13 protein-coding genes are annotated in these 13,093 nt (G+C 42.3%); 8 read left to right on the forward strand and 5 right to left on the reverse strand.

Features of this window, described 5'->3' with window-relative positions; translation table 11 throughout:
• Nucleotides 1-41: 41 nt before the first annotated feature.
• From HMPREF0849_RS07805 to HMPREF0849_RS07820, 4 genes are all read right to left on the reverse strand, one after another.
• Entirely contained in the window at nt 42-953 is a 912-nt protein-coding gene (locus HMPREF0849_RS07805; RefSeq protein WP_000818313.1) for a PTS system mannose/fructose/sorbose family transporter subunit IID, read from the reverse strand.
• A 14-nt stretch (nt 954-967) separates the two neighbouring features.
• Complete coding sequence (locus HMPREF0849_RS07810) at nt 968-1,780, reverse strand: PTS mannose/fructose/sorbose transporter subunit IIC (RefSeq protein ID WP_001280321.1); 813 nt, start codon at nt 1,778-1,780, stop codon at nt 968-970.
• A gap of 75 nt (nt 1,781-1,855) precedes the next feature.
• Nucleotides 1,856-2,845, reverse strand: a complete 990-nt coding sequence (locus HMPREF0849_RS07815; protein WP_000021985.1) for a PTS sugar transporter subunit IIB — start codon at nt 2,843-2,845, stop codon at nt 1,856-1,858.
• A 283-nt stretch (nt 2,846-3,128) separates the two neighbouring features.
• Nucleotides 3,129-3,941 carry a Cof-type HAD-IIB family hydrolase gene (locus tag HMPREF0849_RS07820; protein ID WP_000162337.1) on the reverse strand — a complete coding sequence of 271 codons (813 nt, stop codon included), beginning with the start codon at nt 3,939-3,941 and terminating at the stop codon, nt 3,129-3,131.
• Between the two features lie 187 nt (nt 3,942-4,128).
• On the opposite strand from HMPREF0849_RS07820, the gene HMPREF0849_RS07825 reads away from it, so the two are divergent.
• The 7 genes from HMPREF0849_RS07825 to HMPREF0849_RS07855 all read left to right on the forward strand — a co-directional run bounded on the left by HMPREF0849_RS07825 (nt 4,129) and on the right by HMPREF0849_RS07855 (nt 11,470).
• Nucleotides 4,129-5,547 carry an NCS2 family permease gene (locus tag HMPREF0849_RS07825; RefSeq protein WP_000359241.1) on the forward strand — a complete coding sequence of 473 codons (1,419 nt, stop codon included), beginning with the start codon at nt 4,129-4,131 and terminating at the stop codon, nt 5,545-5,547.
• A 53-nt stretch (nt 5,548-5,600) separates the two neighbouring features.
• Nucleotides 5,601-6,308: a CPBP family intramembrane glutamic endopeptidase gene (locus HMPREF0849_RS07830; protein WP_000653640.1), complete on the forward strand. Its 708-nt coding sequence runs from the start codon at nt 5,601-5,603 to the stop codon at nt 6,306-6,308.
• Nucleotides 6,309-6,410: 102 nt separating this feature from the next.
• Complete coding sequence (folP, locus tag HMPREF0849_RS07835; RefSeq protein ID WP_000491577.1) at nt 6,411-7,355, forward strand: dihydropteroate synthase; 945 nt, start codon at nt 6,411-6,413, stop codon at nt 7,353-7,355.
• A gap of 1 nt (nt 7,356) precedes the next feature.
• The gene (locus HMPREF0849_RS07840; protein WP_001002330.1) at nt 7,357-8,679 is read left to right on the forward strand and encodes a bifunctional folylpolyglutamate synthase/dihydrofolate synthase; all 1,323 of its coding nucleotides are present in this window, start codon (nt 7,357-7,359) and stop codon (nt 8,677-8,679) included.
• A complete protein-coding gene (folE, locus tag HMPREF0849_RS07845) occupies nt 8,660-9,214 on the forward strand; it encodes a GTP cyclohydrolase I FolE (RefSeq protein ID WP_000380931.1) in 555 nt (184 codons plus the stop codon). The genes HMPREF0849_RS07840 and folE overlap by 20 nt, the downstream gene beginning before the upstream one ends.
• Nucleotides 9,215-9,372: 158 nt before the next feature.
• Nucleotides 9,373-10,194: a 2-amino-4-hydroxy-6-hydroxymethyldihydropteridine diphosphokinase gene (folK, locus tag HMPREF0849_RS07850; RefSeq protein WP_000372503.1), complete on the forward strand. Its 822-nt coding sequence runs from the start codon at nt 9,373-9,375 to the stop codon at nt 10,192-10,194.
• On the forward strand, nt 10,187-11,470 hold the full coding sequence (locus HMPREF0849_RS07855; protein WP_001123857.1) for a hypothetical protein: 1,284 nt from the start codon (nt 10,187-10,189) through the stop codon (nt 11,468-11,470). The genes folK and HMPREF0849_RS07855 overlap by 8 nt, the downstream gene beginning before the upstream one ends.
• A 47-nt stretch (nt 11,471-11,517) precedes the next feature.
• On the opposite strand, the gene HMPREF0849_RS07860 is transcribed toward HMPREF0849_RS07855, so the two are convergent.
• Complete coding sequence (locus HMPREF0849_RS07860) at nt 11,518-11,835, reverse strand: DUF960 domain-containing protein (protein WP_000886042.1); 318 nt, start codon at nt 11,833-11,835, stop codon at nt 11,518-11,520.
• 204 nt (nt 11,836-12,039) lie between these two features.
• On the opposite strand from HMPREF0849_RS07860, the gene ccpA reads away from it, so the two are divergent.
• A complete protein-coding gene (gene ccpA / locus HMPREF0849_RS07865; protein WP_001090635.1) occupies nt 12,040-13,050 on the forward strand; it encodes a catabolite control protein A in 1,011 nt (336 codons plus the stop codon).
• Nucleotides 13,051-13,093: the final 43 nt, after the last annotated feature.

Here is a 13,093-nt window from a genome sequence, read left to right on the forward strand (position 1 = left end):
TTTAATCCTGATTCTTTTTTGTTTATATATTCTCACCGAGATTACATGATACCGAAGAAACGAGCTGCGATACCAACTGCAAAGAGGGCAAGGATGATTGTGATTGGAGATACTTTTTTCTTAAGCAACCACATGCAAAGGAAAGTAAGGAGAAGTCCCATCAATCCTGGAATCAATGAGTCCAACTGACCTTGAAGCGTTTGTGGTTGAACTCTATCTAGGCTCATACCACTAAGCGCTTGACCAAGAATGCCCTTCAACTCAGCTCCTGTAACAGGACCTTCTGGGAAGTTGATGTAGGCACCTTCTGACAATTGTTTGCCTGGAAGGTTGATAGTGAAGTTGATGGATACCCAACGTTGTACAAGAACGGCAAGGATGAACATACCAAGGATAGAAGCACCTTTAGTGATGTCTTTCAAGATACCACCAGACATGTCTTTAGTGATCTCAGATCCAGCTTTGTAACCGAACTCTTGTGTGTACCATAGGAAGGCCATACGGATAGCATTCCATCCGAAGAAGAAGAGAAGGGGACCAACAATGTTACCAGATGCAGCAAGTGATGCACCAAGGGCTCCAAGGATAGGACGAACTGTAAACCAGAATACTGGGTCACCGATACCAGCAAGAGGTCCCATCATACCGATTTTAACCCCTTGGATAGCCGCGTCATCGATTTCTACACCGTTAGCGCGCTCTTCTTCAAGTGCAAGAGTAACCCCCATGATAGGAGCAGCTACGTATGGGTGAGTGTTGAAGAACTCAAGGTGACGCTCAAGAGCAGCCGCTTGGTCTTCTTTTTTAGTGTACAATTTTTTGATAGCTGGGATCAATGAGTAAGCCCAACCCAAGTTTTGCATACGTTCATAGTTCCAAGAACCTTGAAGGAATTGTGAACGCCACCAAACTTTTTGACGATCTGATTTTGATAATTGAATTTTTTCAGCCATGATTGTTCCCCTTTCTAGTAGTCTTCTAGGATATCACCGATTGGGTCGTTAGAAGTCGCAGCTCCGCCGCCACCGTTTCCACCTTGTTTTGTAAGGTTAAGGTAGATGAAGGCAAGGGCAACACCGATGACACCAAGGGCAATCAAAGTCAATTGAGAAATCGCAGCAAGTGCAAAACCGATAGCGAAGAATGGCCATACTTCACGAGTTGCCATCATGTTGATAACCATAGCGTAACCAACGGCAACGACCATAGCACCACCGACAGCCATACCACCGTTCAACCAGTCTGGCATCAATTTGAGAGCATCTTGAACGGCAGAAGCAGGGATAGCGATAAGGAAGGCAGCAGGGATTGCAATACGTAGACCTTGAAGAAGAAGTGCAACAAAGTGAGCACGTTCAACAGCCGCAATATTTCCTTCTTTAGCAGCAGCGTCAGCAGTGTGAACCAAGGCAACTGAGATTGTACGAACAATCATAGTCAAGAAAAGTCCAGCTACGGCAAGAGGAATAGCTGTTGCCGTAGCAACGGCGATACCTTCAGTAGTAAAGTTACCACCTTTGATCAAGATGATTGCTGCAGCAACAGATGCAAGAGCAGCGTCAGGAGCTACGGCAGCTCCGATGTTTGCCCAACCAAGGGCGATCATTTGAAGAGATCCACCAAGCATAACACCTGCTTCGAGGTTACCAGTTGCAAGTCCGATAAGGGTACATGCGACGATTGGTTGATGGAATTGGAATTGGTCGAGGATACCTTCAAGACCTGCAAGGAAGGCAACAACTACAACCAAGATAGCAGAAATGATTGAAATATCTGACATGGTTTTATTCCTTTTCTATTTAGTTTTAATAAAGTATTTAATCCTGTTTTCAAAAATGATAGAAACAGATTAAAATTATTGAACGTTTGCTTTCTTAATCAAGTCAAACAAATCTTTTTTCGTGTCGTTTGGTACTTTACGTACGTCAAATTCAACACCGAGGTCACGCATTTTTTCAAAGGTTACAACGTCTTCTTTGTCCATAGACAAAACGTTGTTAATCATTGTTTTACCTGTTGAGTGAGCCATAGAACCAACGTTAAGGGTCTTGATTGGCACGCCACCTTCGATAGCACGAAGTGCATCTTGTGGAGTTTCAAACAAGATAAGGGCATGAGTTTCTCCGAAACGTGGGTCTTTTGCAACGTCGATCAATTTCTGGATTGGGACAACGTTGGCTTTTACTCCATTAGGAGCTGCTTGTTTGATCAATTCTTTACGCAACTCGTCGTTTGCAACGTTGTCTGAAGCAACGATGATACGATCTGCTTTTGAATCTGGAGTCCAAGCAGTGGCAACCTGACCGTGAAGGAGACGAGTGTCTAGACGAGCAAGGTTGATTTTCAGTTTACCGTCACCGATAACTGTTCCTTCTGGAATAGCAGCTTGTGAAACTGGAGCAGCTGCAGCAGTTGCAACTTCCTCAACTGGGTTAAGCTCTTCTGGAAGAGCCTTGATGCCATCTTTGGCTTCTTTAATGATATTCGCAGCGACTTTATCCACACCTGCATTCGCGTCCATAAGGCGCTCTGTGTAGGCTTGGATCAACATCGGCAAGTTCAGTCCTGTGATGATGGCAAACTTACGTTCTGGATTTTCTCCCATTACGCGGCTAGCTTGGTTGAATGGAGATCCACTCCAAAGGTCAGCCAATACTAGAACCTCATCTTCTGCGTCAAATGCAGCCACAGCGTTGTTGAATTTAGCGTAAAGGTCATCTGGACCTTCATTTGGCATAAAGGTTACAACTTGAACCTTTTCTTGTTCACCAAAGATCATAGATCCTGACTGATGAATACCCGCAGCAAATTCGCCGTGGCTCGCAATAATGATTCCGATACTCATTATTGTCATTCCTCCTTATAAAATGTTTGACTGTATGTTTAAGAAAACTTTAAGCCTAACTTTAAGTATAAACCGTTTTCATATAAAAATCAACTACTTTTTCTAAAAAGATGTAAAAGTTTTCATAGAATGACTTTTTAAAAATATTAATATATCAATGTTTTTTGAGAGATAAATGAAAATGGTAATAGAAAATTTAATATAAAAATACAGAAAATAAGCCGCTTTAGTGAAAATAAAATGAAAACAAAAAGGAAAGATTGCGACCATGCAATCTTCCCTTTTATAAGAATAAATTTTGTAAAGCGCGGGCAACTCCATCTTCTTCGTTGGTCAGAGGAAGTTGTTCGTCTGCATATGGAAGAAGAGCAGGATTGGCGTTTTTCATAGCATATCCCTTGCCTGCAAATGCCAACATTTCAGTGTCATTATGCTCATCACCAAAGGCGATTAAGTCTTTTTTATCACGATTCATCACATTGAGCAAGTACTCTAGAGCAAAAGCCTTGTTTACACCCTTGGGAGTACACTCGAGGATGTTGAGGGGCCCGCCCCAGGTATTGATAGCTAGTTGGTGCTGATAAAAACGATTCATCTCGTCCGCTAAAGCGTATTTGTCTTCAGCCCTTGTTTGCAAGAGGATGCAGTTGGGATCTTTGGTTACTCGTTCAGGTTTGAATTGATTTTCTGGCCGGAAGTTCTCTACGCCAAATAGTTTAGGATCTGCAATTTCTTCATTCGGTGTCGTGATATAGAATTTTTTTCGATATTCTCCCGCAATAAAATCAGCCTGGATGTCCTCCGTGCGCTTGACCATGTCTAGGAGGTATTTTTTGTCCAAGGTCAGGCACTTTTCATGCTCCCAAGTCTGTCCTGGTAGATGGGTAAGGGAGCCGTTAAAGTTAATCATGGGAGTATGCAATTCTAGCTCACGATAGAAGTCTTTTGCCATACGATACGGACGGCCTGTCGTGATGATGACATGGTGTCCTTTTTCTGAAATTTTTTTGATCGTCTCTTTGGTGAAATCGGAGAGCTTGCTTTCATTATTTAGCAGGGTTCCGTCCAAATCGACTGCGATAATTTTTTTAGTCATATAAACCTTCCTAGTCGTTTCCAGATAAGATGTCTACTATTATATCAAAAAGAAGGAAGAAAAGCAGATAAGAACAAAAACTACAGTTGCTTTGATTTATTAAATAAATCAAACAAACATATTGAAAAGGTGAATGATAAATGATATAATACTAATATTGTTCGTAAAAAACAAAAGGAGATTAAAGATGGACAAACTATTTAAACTAAAAGAGCACGGGACAGATGTCCGTACAGAGGTGCTTGCTGGTTTAACAACATTCTTTGCAATGAGTTATATTCTCTTTGTAAACCCTCAAATGCTTTCCCAAACGGGTATGCCTGTTCAAGGTGTGTTCTTGGCAACGATTATCGGTTCTGTAGTAGGTACTTTGATGATGGCTTTCTATGCTAATTTGCCGTACGCACAAGCACCAGGTATGGGACTAAATGCCTTCTTTACATTTACAGTTGTATTTGGGATGGGCTATACTTGGAAAGAGGCTCTTGGTATGGTCTTCATTTGTGGAATTATTTCACTGATTATTACCTTAACAAATGTTCGTAAAATGATCATCGAATCTATTCCAACAACACTTCGTTCAGCTATTTCGGCTGGTATTGGTGTTTTCCTTGCCTATGTTGGAATTAAGAATGCTGGTCTCTTGAAATTCTCAATCGATCCAGGTACTTATACGGTAGCAGGTGAAGGAGCAGACAAGGCTCAAGCTGCACTTACTGCAAACTCCGCAGCTGTTCCAGGATTGGTAGACTTCAATACTCCAGCCGTATTGGTGGCTCTTGCAGGTTTGGCTATTACCATTTTCTTTGTTGTTAAAGGCATCAAGGGTGGAATCATTCTTTCTATTTTAACAACGACTGTGCTTGCCATTGCTGTTGGTGTTGTCAAATTATCAGGGATTGACTTTGCTAGCAACAATCTTTCAGCAGCGGTTAATGATTTAGGAACTTTGTTTGGTGCTGCTCTTGGTTCAGAAGGTTTAGGATCTTTGATTTCAAACACTTCGCGTTTACCAGAAACCTTGATGGCTATTCTTGCCTTCTCACTAACGGATATTTTTGATACAATCGGTACTCTTATCGGTACTGGTGAAAAAGTTGGTATTGTTGCGACAAGTGGGGAAAACCATGAGTCCGCTAAATTGGACAAGGCTCTATACTCTGACTTGGTGGCAACTTCGGTAGGTGCCATTGCAGGTACTTCAAACGTTACGACCTATGTTGAATCTGCGGCTGGTATCGGTGCTGGTGGACGTACTGGTTTGACAGCCCTAGTGGTTGCGATCTGTTTTGCTCTATCTAGCTTCTTTAGCCCACTTCTAGCGATTGTTCCGACAGCTGCAACAGCACCAATTTTGATCATCGTCGGAATCATGATGCTTTCTAACTTGAAAAATATCCCTTGGGATGATATGGCTGAAGCGGTTCCTGCCTTCTTCACATCTATCTTTATGGGATTCAGCTACTCTATCACACAAGGGATTGCTGTTGGTTTCTTGACATATACCTTGACAAAAGTTGTCAAAGGTCAAGCCAAGGATGTGCACGTGATGATTTGGATTTTGGATGCCTTGTTTATCCTTAACTATATCAGTATGGCGCTATAAATGGTATAATAGAAAAAGGGGAGTCTCCCCTTTTTCTTATAAGGAGGTACATCATGAAAGATAAGACGATTTGGCAAGAGGTTTTAAACAGAGGGAAATGGGTGATCATCCTTTTGGTAGCTTTTGTTCTATCTCAATTTCCCATAGGACTTGCTTTGTTTTTAGCAAACAAACAGTTTCCGATTTTACAGTCAGGGCTCTTAGTAGGTGCTCTATCCATAGTCGTTTTGATTGTATTCATTATTGGTGCACGAAAAACACAACTTGCTACTTTTAATCTATCCTTTTTTAAGGCAAAAGACTTGGCTCGCTTGGTACTGAGTTATCTGGTGATTTTTGCGACAAATCTCTTGGGTTCACTACTGCTTCGACTAACAAATGAGGCAACAACCAGTAACCAATCAATACTGAATGGTTTGGTTCAGAATAGTTCCTTGATTTCAACTTTCTTCCTACTAGTCTTGATTGCGCCGATTTGTGAAGAAATTTTGTGTCGTGGGATTATTCCAAAAAAGATCTTCCGCGGAAAAGAAAAACTAGGTTTTATTGTTGGTGCAATCGTCTTTGCCTTGCTTCATATGCCAACCAATCTACCTTCTGTGATTATTTATGGAGGAATGTCAACGGTTTTGACTTGGACAGCCTATAAGACTGAGCGTTTGGAGATGTCCATTTTGCTTCATATGATTCTCAATGGTATTGCATTTTGTTTGTTGGCCTTATTGGTATTGATTAGTAGAAATCTAGGTCTATCATTCTAAACCATTAGCCGCTTGGAAAAGATGAATACTAGCGTATACATCTTTTTCTTTTTATGGTAAAATAGAGAAATAATGTGGTGAAAAACCTTGAGGAGTGACCTTATGTTCAGTAAAGCTAGTCAGGCAAAAACAGCTATTTGTGGAATTATCAATGTAACACCAGATTCCTTTTCGGATGGTGGTCAGTTTTTTGCTGTTGACCAGGCGCTTCAGCAAGCCCGTAAATTGATAGCTGAAGGAGCTAGCATGCTTGATATCGGTGGAGAATCGACTCGGCCGGGCAGTAGCTATGTTGAGATAGAAGAGGAAATCCAGCGTGTTGTTCCAGTGATTAAAGCTATCTGTGAGGAAAGTGATGTTCTCATTTCCATCGATACTTGGAAAAGTCAGGTGGCAGAGGCTGCTTTGGCTGCTGGTGCCAATCTGGTAAATGACATTACGGGTCTCATGGGAGATGAGAAAATGGCGGATGTGGTTGCTAAGGCTGGTGCGAAAGTAGTCATCATGTTTAATCCAGTCATGGCTCGACCTCAGCACCCTAGTTCGCTCATATTTCCTCATTTTGGTTTTGGGCAAGCTTTTACAGAGGAAGAGTTAGCTGACTTTGAAAAAATGCCAATTGAAGACTTGATGGAGGCTTTCTTTGAACGAGCACTAGCGAGAGCCAATCAAGCTGGGATAGCAAGAGAAAACATTTTGCTGGATCCGGGAATTGGTTTTGGTCTCACCAAGAAGGAAAATCTACTTCTTCTACGGGACCTTGATAAATTGCATCAGCAGGGCTATCCAATCTTTCTTGGTGTTTCGCGTAAGCGATTTGTTATCAATATCCTGGAAGAAAATGGTTTTGAAGTTAATCCTGAAACGGAAGTCGGTTTTCGTAATCGAGACATAGCTTCGGCTCATGTAACTAGTATCGCTGCGAGACAGGGTGTCGAAGTAGTGCGCGTGCACGATGTAGCCAGTCACAGGATGGCGGTTGAAATTGCGTCAGCCATTCGTTTGGCAGATGATGCAGAAAATCTAGATTTAAAACAATATAAGTAAGATGAACGAAATTGAAAACAATCAGTGGATTGCCCACTACCGGACGGACCAACCACATTTTGGCTTGGAACGCATGGTAGAACTCCTAGCTCTGCGAGGCAATCCCCAGCTCAAACTCAAGGTTATCCATATCGGAGGGACCAACGGCAAGGGGTCTACCATTGCTTTTTTGAAAAAGATGCTGGAAAACCTAGGGCTGAGAGTTGGGGTGTTCAGCTCGCCCTATCTTATTCATTATACGGATCAGATTAGCATCAATGGGGAATCTATCCCCGAGGCTAGGCTAGAAGCCCTCATGGCAGACTATCAGTCTTTGCTTGAGGGAGAATCGGCTGACAATTTGCAGGGAACAACCGAGTTTGAGATTATCACAGCTCTAGCTTATGATTACTTTGCCTTAGAGCAAGTAGATGTGGCTATCATGGAAGTCGGCATGGGTGGTCTTTTGGATAGTACTAATGTTTGTCAGCCAATTTTGACAGGGATTACGACCATTGGACTGGACCATGTAGCCCTACTTGGGGACACCTTGGGGGCCATAGCAGAGCAGAAGGCTGGTATTGTCAAACAAGGTATTCCTTTGGTGACAGGTCATATTGTTCTTGAAGCCTTGACTGTGATAGACTCTATTGCAGAAGCTAAAAATGCACCGAGACTTGCCTATGGGAAAGATTATCAGGTCAGTCACCAAAAGAGTGTGGTGACAGGCGAAATCTTTGATTATATTAGTTCTGTCAGACAAGGTCGCTTTCAAACAGGCCTACTTGGTTTACATCAGATAGAGAATGCGGGGATGGCGCTTGCTCTCCTAGACACTTATTGTCAGGAGACTGGACGGGAGTTGGCAAGTAATGACTTGGTTGCTCAAGCTTTGAAAGAGACCAGATGGCCAGGGCGTTTGGAGGTCGTGTTTAGCGACCCCTTGATGATTTTGGATGGGGCCCACAATCCCCATGCTATCAAGGCTTTACTAGCAACCTTACAAGAACGCTTTGCGGATTATCATAAGGAAATCCTCTTTACTTGCATTAAAACCAAGGCTTTGGAGGATATGCTGGATTTGCTAGAAACGGTGCCAGATAGTCAATTGACTTTAACCCATTTTGACGATAGTCGGGCGACTGATGAAAACGTGCTGAAAAAGACAGCAAAGTCTAGAAATCTCAATTACCAAAGTTGGCCGGATTTTCTAGAGCAGAAATTGACAGATAAAAATGAAGAGAAACAAACAGTTAGGATTGTCACGGGTTCCTTGTATTTCTTGAGCCAAGTGAGAACCTATCTAATGGAGAGGAAAAACGAGAATGGATACACAAAAGATTGAAACGGCTGTAAAAATGATTATCGAGGCTGTTGGTGAGGACGCTAACCGCGAGGGCTTGCAGGAAACACCTGCTCGTGTAGCCCGTATGTACCAAGAGATTTTTTCAGGTCTTGGCCAAACTGCTGAGGAACACCTGTCAAAATCCTTTGAGATTATCGACGATAATATGGTAGTGGAAAAGGATATCTTTTTCCATACTATGTGTGAGCACCACTTTTTGCCATTTTATGGTAGAGCGCACATTGCCTACATTCCAGATGGCCGTGTGGCAGGCTTGTCCAAGCTTGCCCGTACGGTTGAAGTTTATTCTAAAAAACCACAGATTCAAGAACGTTTGAATATTGAGGTTGCTGATGCCTTGATGGACTATCTGGGTGCTAAGGGAGCCTTTGTTGTTATTGAGGCAGAACATATGTGTATGAGCATGCGTGGTGTCAGAAAACCAGGTACTGCAACCTTGACGACAGTAGCTCGCGGTCTATTTGAAACAGATAAGGACCTCCGAGATCAAGCTTATCGTTTAATGGGACTATAATACTCTTCGAAAATCAGATTCAAACCACGTCAGCTTCCATCTACAACCTCAAAGCAGTGCTTTGAGCAACCTGCGGCTAGCTTCCTAGTTTGTACTTTGATTTTCATTGAGTATAAAAATAATCCGCTTCATGCGGATTTTTCTAGAAAGGACTAGTTATGGATCAACTGCAGATTAAAGATTTGGAAATTTTTGCCTATCATGGTCTTTTCCCTAGTGAGAAAGAATTGGGGCAGAAGTTTGTTATTTCCGCAAGCTTATCCTATGATATGACCAAGGCGGCTACAGAATTGGATTTGACAGCTTCTGTCCATTACGGAGAACTGTGTCAGCAGTGGACGACTTGGTTTCAGGAAAGCACTGAGGATTTGATTGAAACGGTAGCCTACAAACTAGTTGAACGTACCTTTGAGACTTATCCTCTTGTCCAAGAGATTGAGTTGGAACTAAAAAAACCATGGGCTCCAGTGCATTTACCACTAGATACCTGCTCGGTAACCATCCACCGTCGCAAGCAACGTGCCTTTATCGCCCTAGGAAGCAATATGGGCGATAAGGAAGCCAACTTGGAACAAGCTATTGACAAACTGCGAGCTCGAGGTATCCATATTCTCAAGGAGTCCAGTGTCTTGGCGACAGAGCCTTGGGGAGGTGTGGATCAGGATAGCTTTGCCAATCAGGTGATTGAAGTAGAGACTTGGCTACCAGCACCAGTCTTGTTAGAAACATTATTAGCTATTGAGTCAGAAATGGGACGGGTTCGAGAGGTGCATTGGGGGCCTCGTTTGATTGATTTGGACCTACTCTTTATGGAGGACCAGATTATTTACACAGACGAGCTCATATTGCCTCATCCTTATATAGCAGAACGCCTCTTTGTTCTTGAGCCGTTAGTGGAAATAGCTCCCCATTTTATCCATCCAATCTTAAAACAACCAATTCGTTACTTGGTTGACCAGTTGGAGCAAGAAAATGCCTAAGTTTTCTGAAACCTATAGCAAGTGGAAGAGTATCGGGGAGGGACTACTTGCTATTGTTTTAGGGCTTCTCTTGATCCGATTTGGACAAGTTATTCCGAGAATGGGATACCAGTTGCTGATGGGCTACTTTTCCTTGTCAGCGGTTTGGCACTTGTTGACTCGCTGGTTTCAGGATAAAAAACGTCGGGAAAATATCTTTGTAACCTTGGGCAAGCTGGCGGTTGCGGCTCTGGTGTTTGACTCTATCATCTTGCAAGACCTTGCCCTCTATCTCTTGGTTTTTATCATCGCGAGCTACCAGCTGTTTACGGGCATCATTAGTCTTGTGACTTGGTCTCTCTATCGAAAAAATGCCATTCATCCTCGGCTCCATCATCTCTTCGATGCTGTATGGATGATAGGATTCGGTCTTTATAGCATCTCTCCTTTTCACGATGCAGCGAATTTTGAATTGCTCTTGCTTGGATTTTACTTACTCATGCTAGGAGCCAGTAGCCTCCGGGACGGTTTCTTTTTTGAAAGGATAGAAAACAATCCCAAGCTGAAACGACGAATGCGAATGACTCTGCCGATCTTTGTGACGGCTCTGATTCCTATCAGCACCTTGCGAAAACTAAATGAGTGGCTGTCAAATCATGAAAGCCAAGAAGGGGAAGTTCATTCAGAAAGAAAAAACGACCAGGCGGTTGATCTGGAAATTTTTGTTCATACCTCAGAAACCTCCTTCTTCCTTGCTATGGGACATGTGGATATTTGTTATCAAGGGCAGGTTATTTCCTATGGTTCCTATGATCCCCACTCGGAGCGTTTATTCGGCATGGTTGGAGACGGTGTTTTGTTTAAGGCCAATCGGGAAAAATACATCGAGCTCTGTAAGAGGGAAAGTCAGAAGACCTTGTTTGCTTATGGCCTGAGTTTGACGGAGCAACAGAAAGCAGCTATCCAAGCGCGTTTAGCGGAGATAGAAGACCTGTTAATTCCTTGGGAACCAAGCTCGCAGTTGATGAAAAGAAGAGAGGGAGAGGTAAAGCATACCTACTCCTACCAACTAAAAGAGGAAGCAGATGCGACCCTCTATAAATTCAGCTCATCCGAGTTTAAGACCTACTTTGTTCTCAGTACCAATTGTGTTCTGCTAGCAGACTCTATCGTGGGAAAAGCTGGAACTGATATATTGAGTCCCCAAGGTTTCATTGTGCCAGGGACTTATCAGGATTACCTTGATTTAGAGTATACAAAACCCAATGGTCTAGTTGTTAGTCGATCCATTTATTAGAAAAAAACTCTAGTTCCTCAGCAGTTTGCGCCGAGAAGCTAGAGTTTTTAAAATAGGTCATTTTCTTCTGGAAGGAGGATGGTTTCTCTGCCGTCTAGGTCTAAAACAAGGACCCTAGGAGGGTAAAGCGGATCAAAAGGATGATTGAAATCAAAATCGATGCTAGTCGGAAGATGCTGGCTAGAAAAATGGAAGGTGATGGTCCCCTCGTTGTTGAGCAGTTGAAACTCAAGTTCTTCTTCTAGTTCAAAGACATTTTTCAGGAAATGATCAATAATATACCATAAAGAGTCAATGACATCATCAGGCAAGCTGGTCACGACACCAAAACTAGCGGAACGTCTCTGTGTATTTGTAAAAGCCATGTTTTCCTCCCCCTTTTATTTTCCTTATCATACAGCAAAATGTCTTAAAAATCAAGAAATCCTACTTGCTTTTTCAAAATGGGAATAAACTGTGAAATTTTTTCAAAGTTTCTCTAAAAAATACTTGAAAGTGTTTACAATAAGTGATAAAATGGAGTAAGTAGATGCGTGAAAGCGAAATTTTCATTATAGAAAGGAAACGGAATGAACACAGATGATACAGTAACGATTTATGACGTCGCCCGTGAAGCAGGAGTTTCAATGGCAACAGTTAGCCGTGTCGTTAATGGCAACAAGAATGTTAAAGAGAACACTCGAAAAAAAGTCCTAGAAGTGATTGATCGCTTGGACTATCGTCCAAATGCGGTAGCACGTGGTTTGGCTAGCAAGAAAACAACGACAGTCGGAGTTGTGATTCCTAACATTACCAATGGTTATTTCTCAACACTTGCTAAAGGGATTGACGACATTGCTGAAATGTACAAGTATAACATTGTCCTTGCAAATAGTGATGAGGATGATGAAAAGGAAGTTTCAGTGGTTAACACTCTCTTTTCAAAACAAGTCGATGGGATTATCTTTATGGGCTATCACTTGACTGAAAAGATTCGTTCAGAGTTTTCTCGTTCACGGACACCGGTTGTTCTTGCTGGTACTGTGGATGTAGAACACCAACTTCCAAGTGTAAATATCGACTACAAACAAGCAACGATTGATGCCGTGAGCTATCTTCTCAAAGAAAACGAAAAGATTGCTTTTGTGAGTGGACCACTCGTCGATGATATCAATGGCAAGGTTCGTTTGATTGGTTACAAGGAAGCCTTGAAAAAAGCTGGACATTCTTATAGTGAGGGATTGGTCTTTGAATCAAAATACAGCTATGACGATGGTTATGCCTTGGCAGAACGCTTGATTTCATCACAAGCTACAGCCGCAGTTGTAACAGGTGATGAATTGGCGGCAGGTGTGTTGAATGGTTTGGCTGACCATGGCGTATCTGTGCCAGAAGAGTTTGAAATCATCACGACAGATGACTCTCAGATTGCACGATTCACTCGTCCAAACTTGACGACTATTGCCCAACCTCTTTATGACTTAGGTGCTATCAGCATGCGTATGTTGACTAAGATTATGCATAAGGAAGAGTTGGAAGAACGTGAAGTTCTCTTGCCTCATGGTTTGACAGAGCGCCGCTCTACACGAAAACGTAAATAGTAAAAATAGGAAATCGTGAAGATTTCCTATTTTTGCGTTCTAG

The sequence above is a fragment of the Streptococcus sp. C300 genome (genome assembly GCF_000187645.1).
Classification (GTDB): domain Bacteria; phylum Bacillota; class Bacilli; order Lactobacillales; family Streptococcaceae; genus Streptococcus; species Streptococcus oralis_CQ.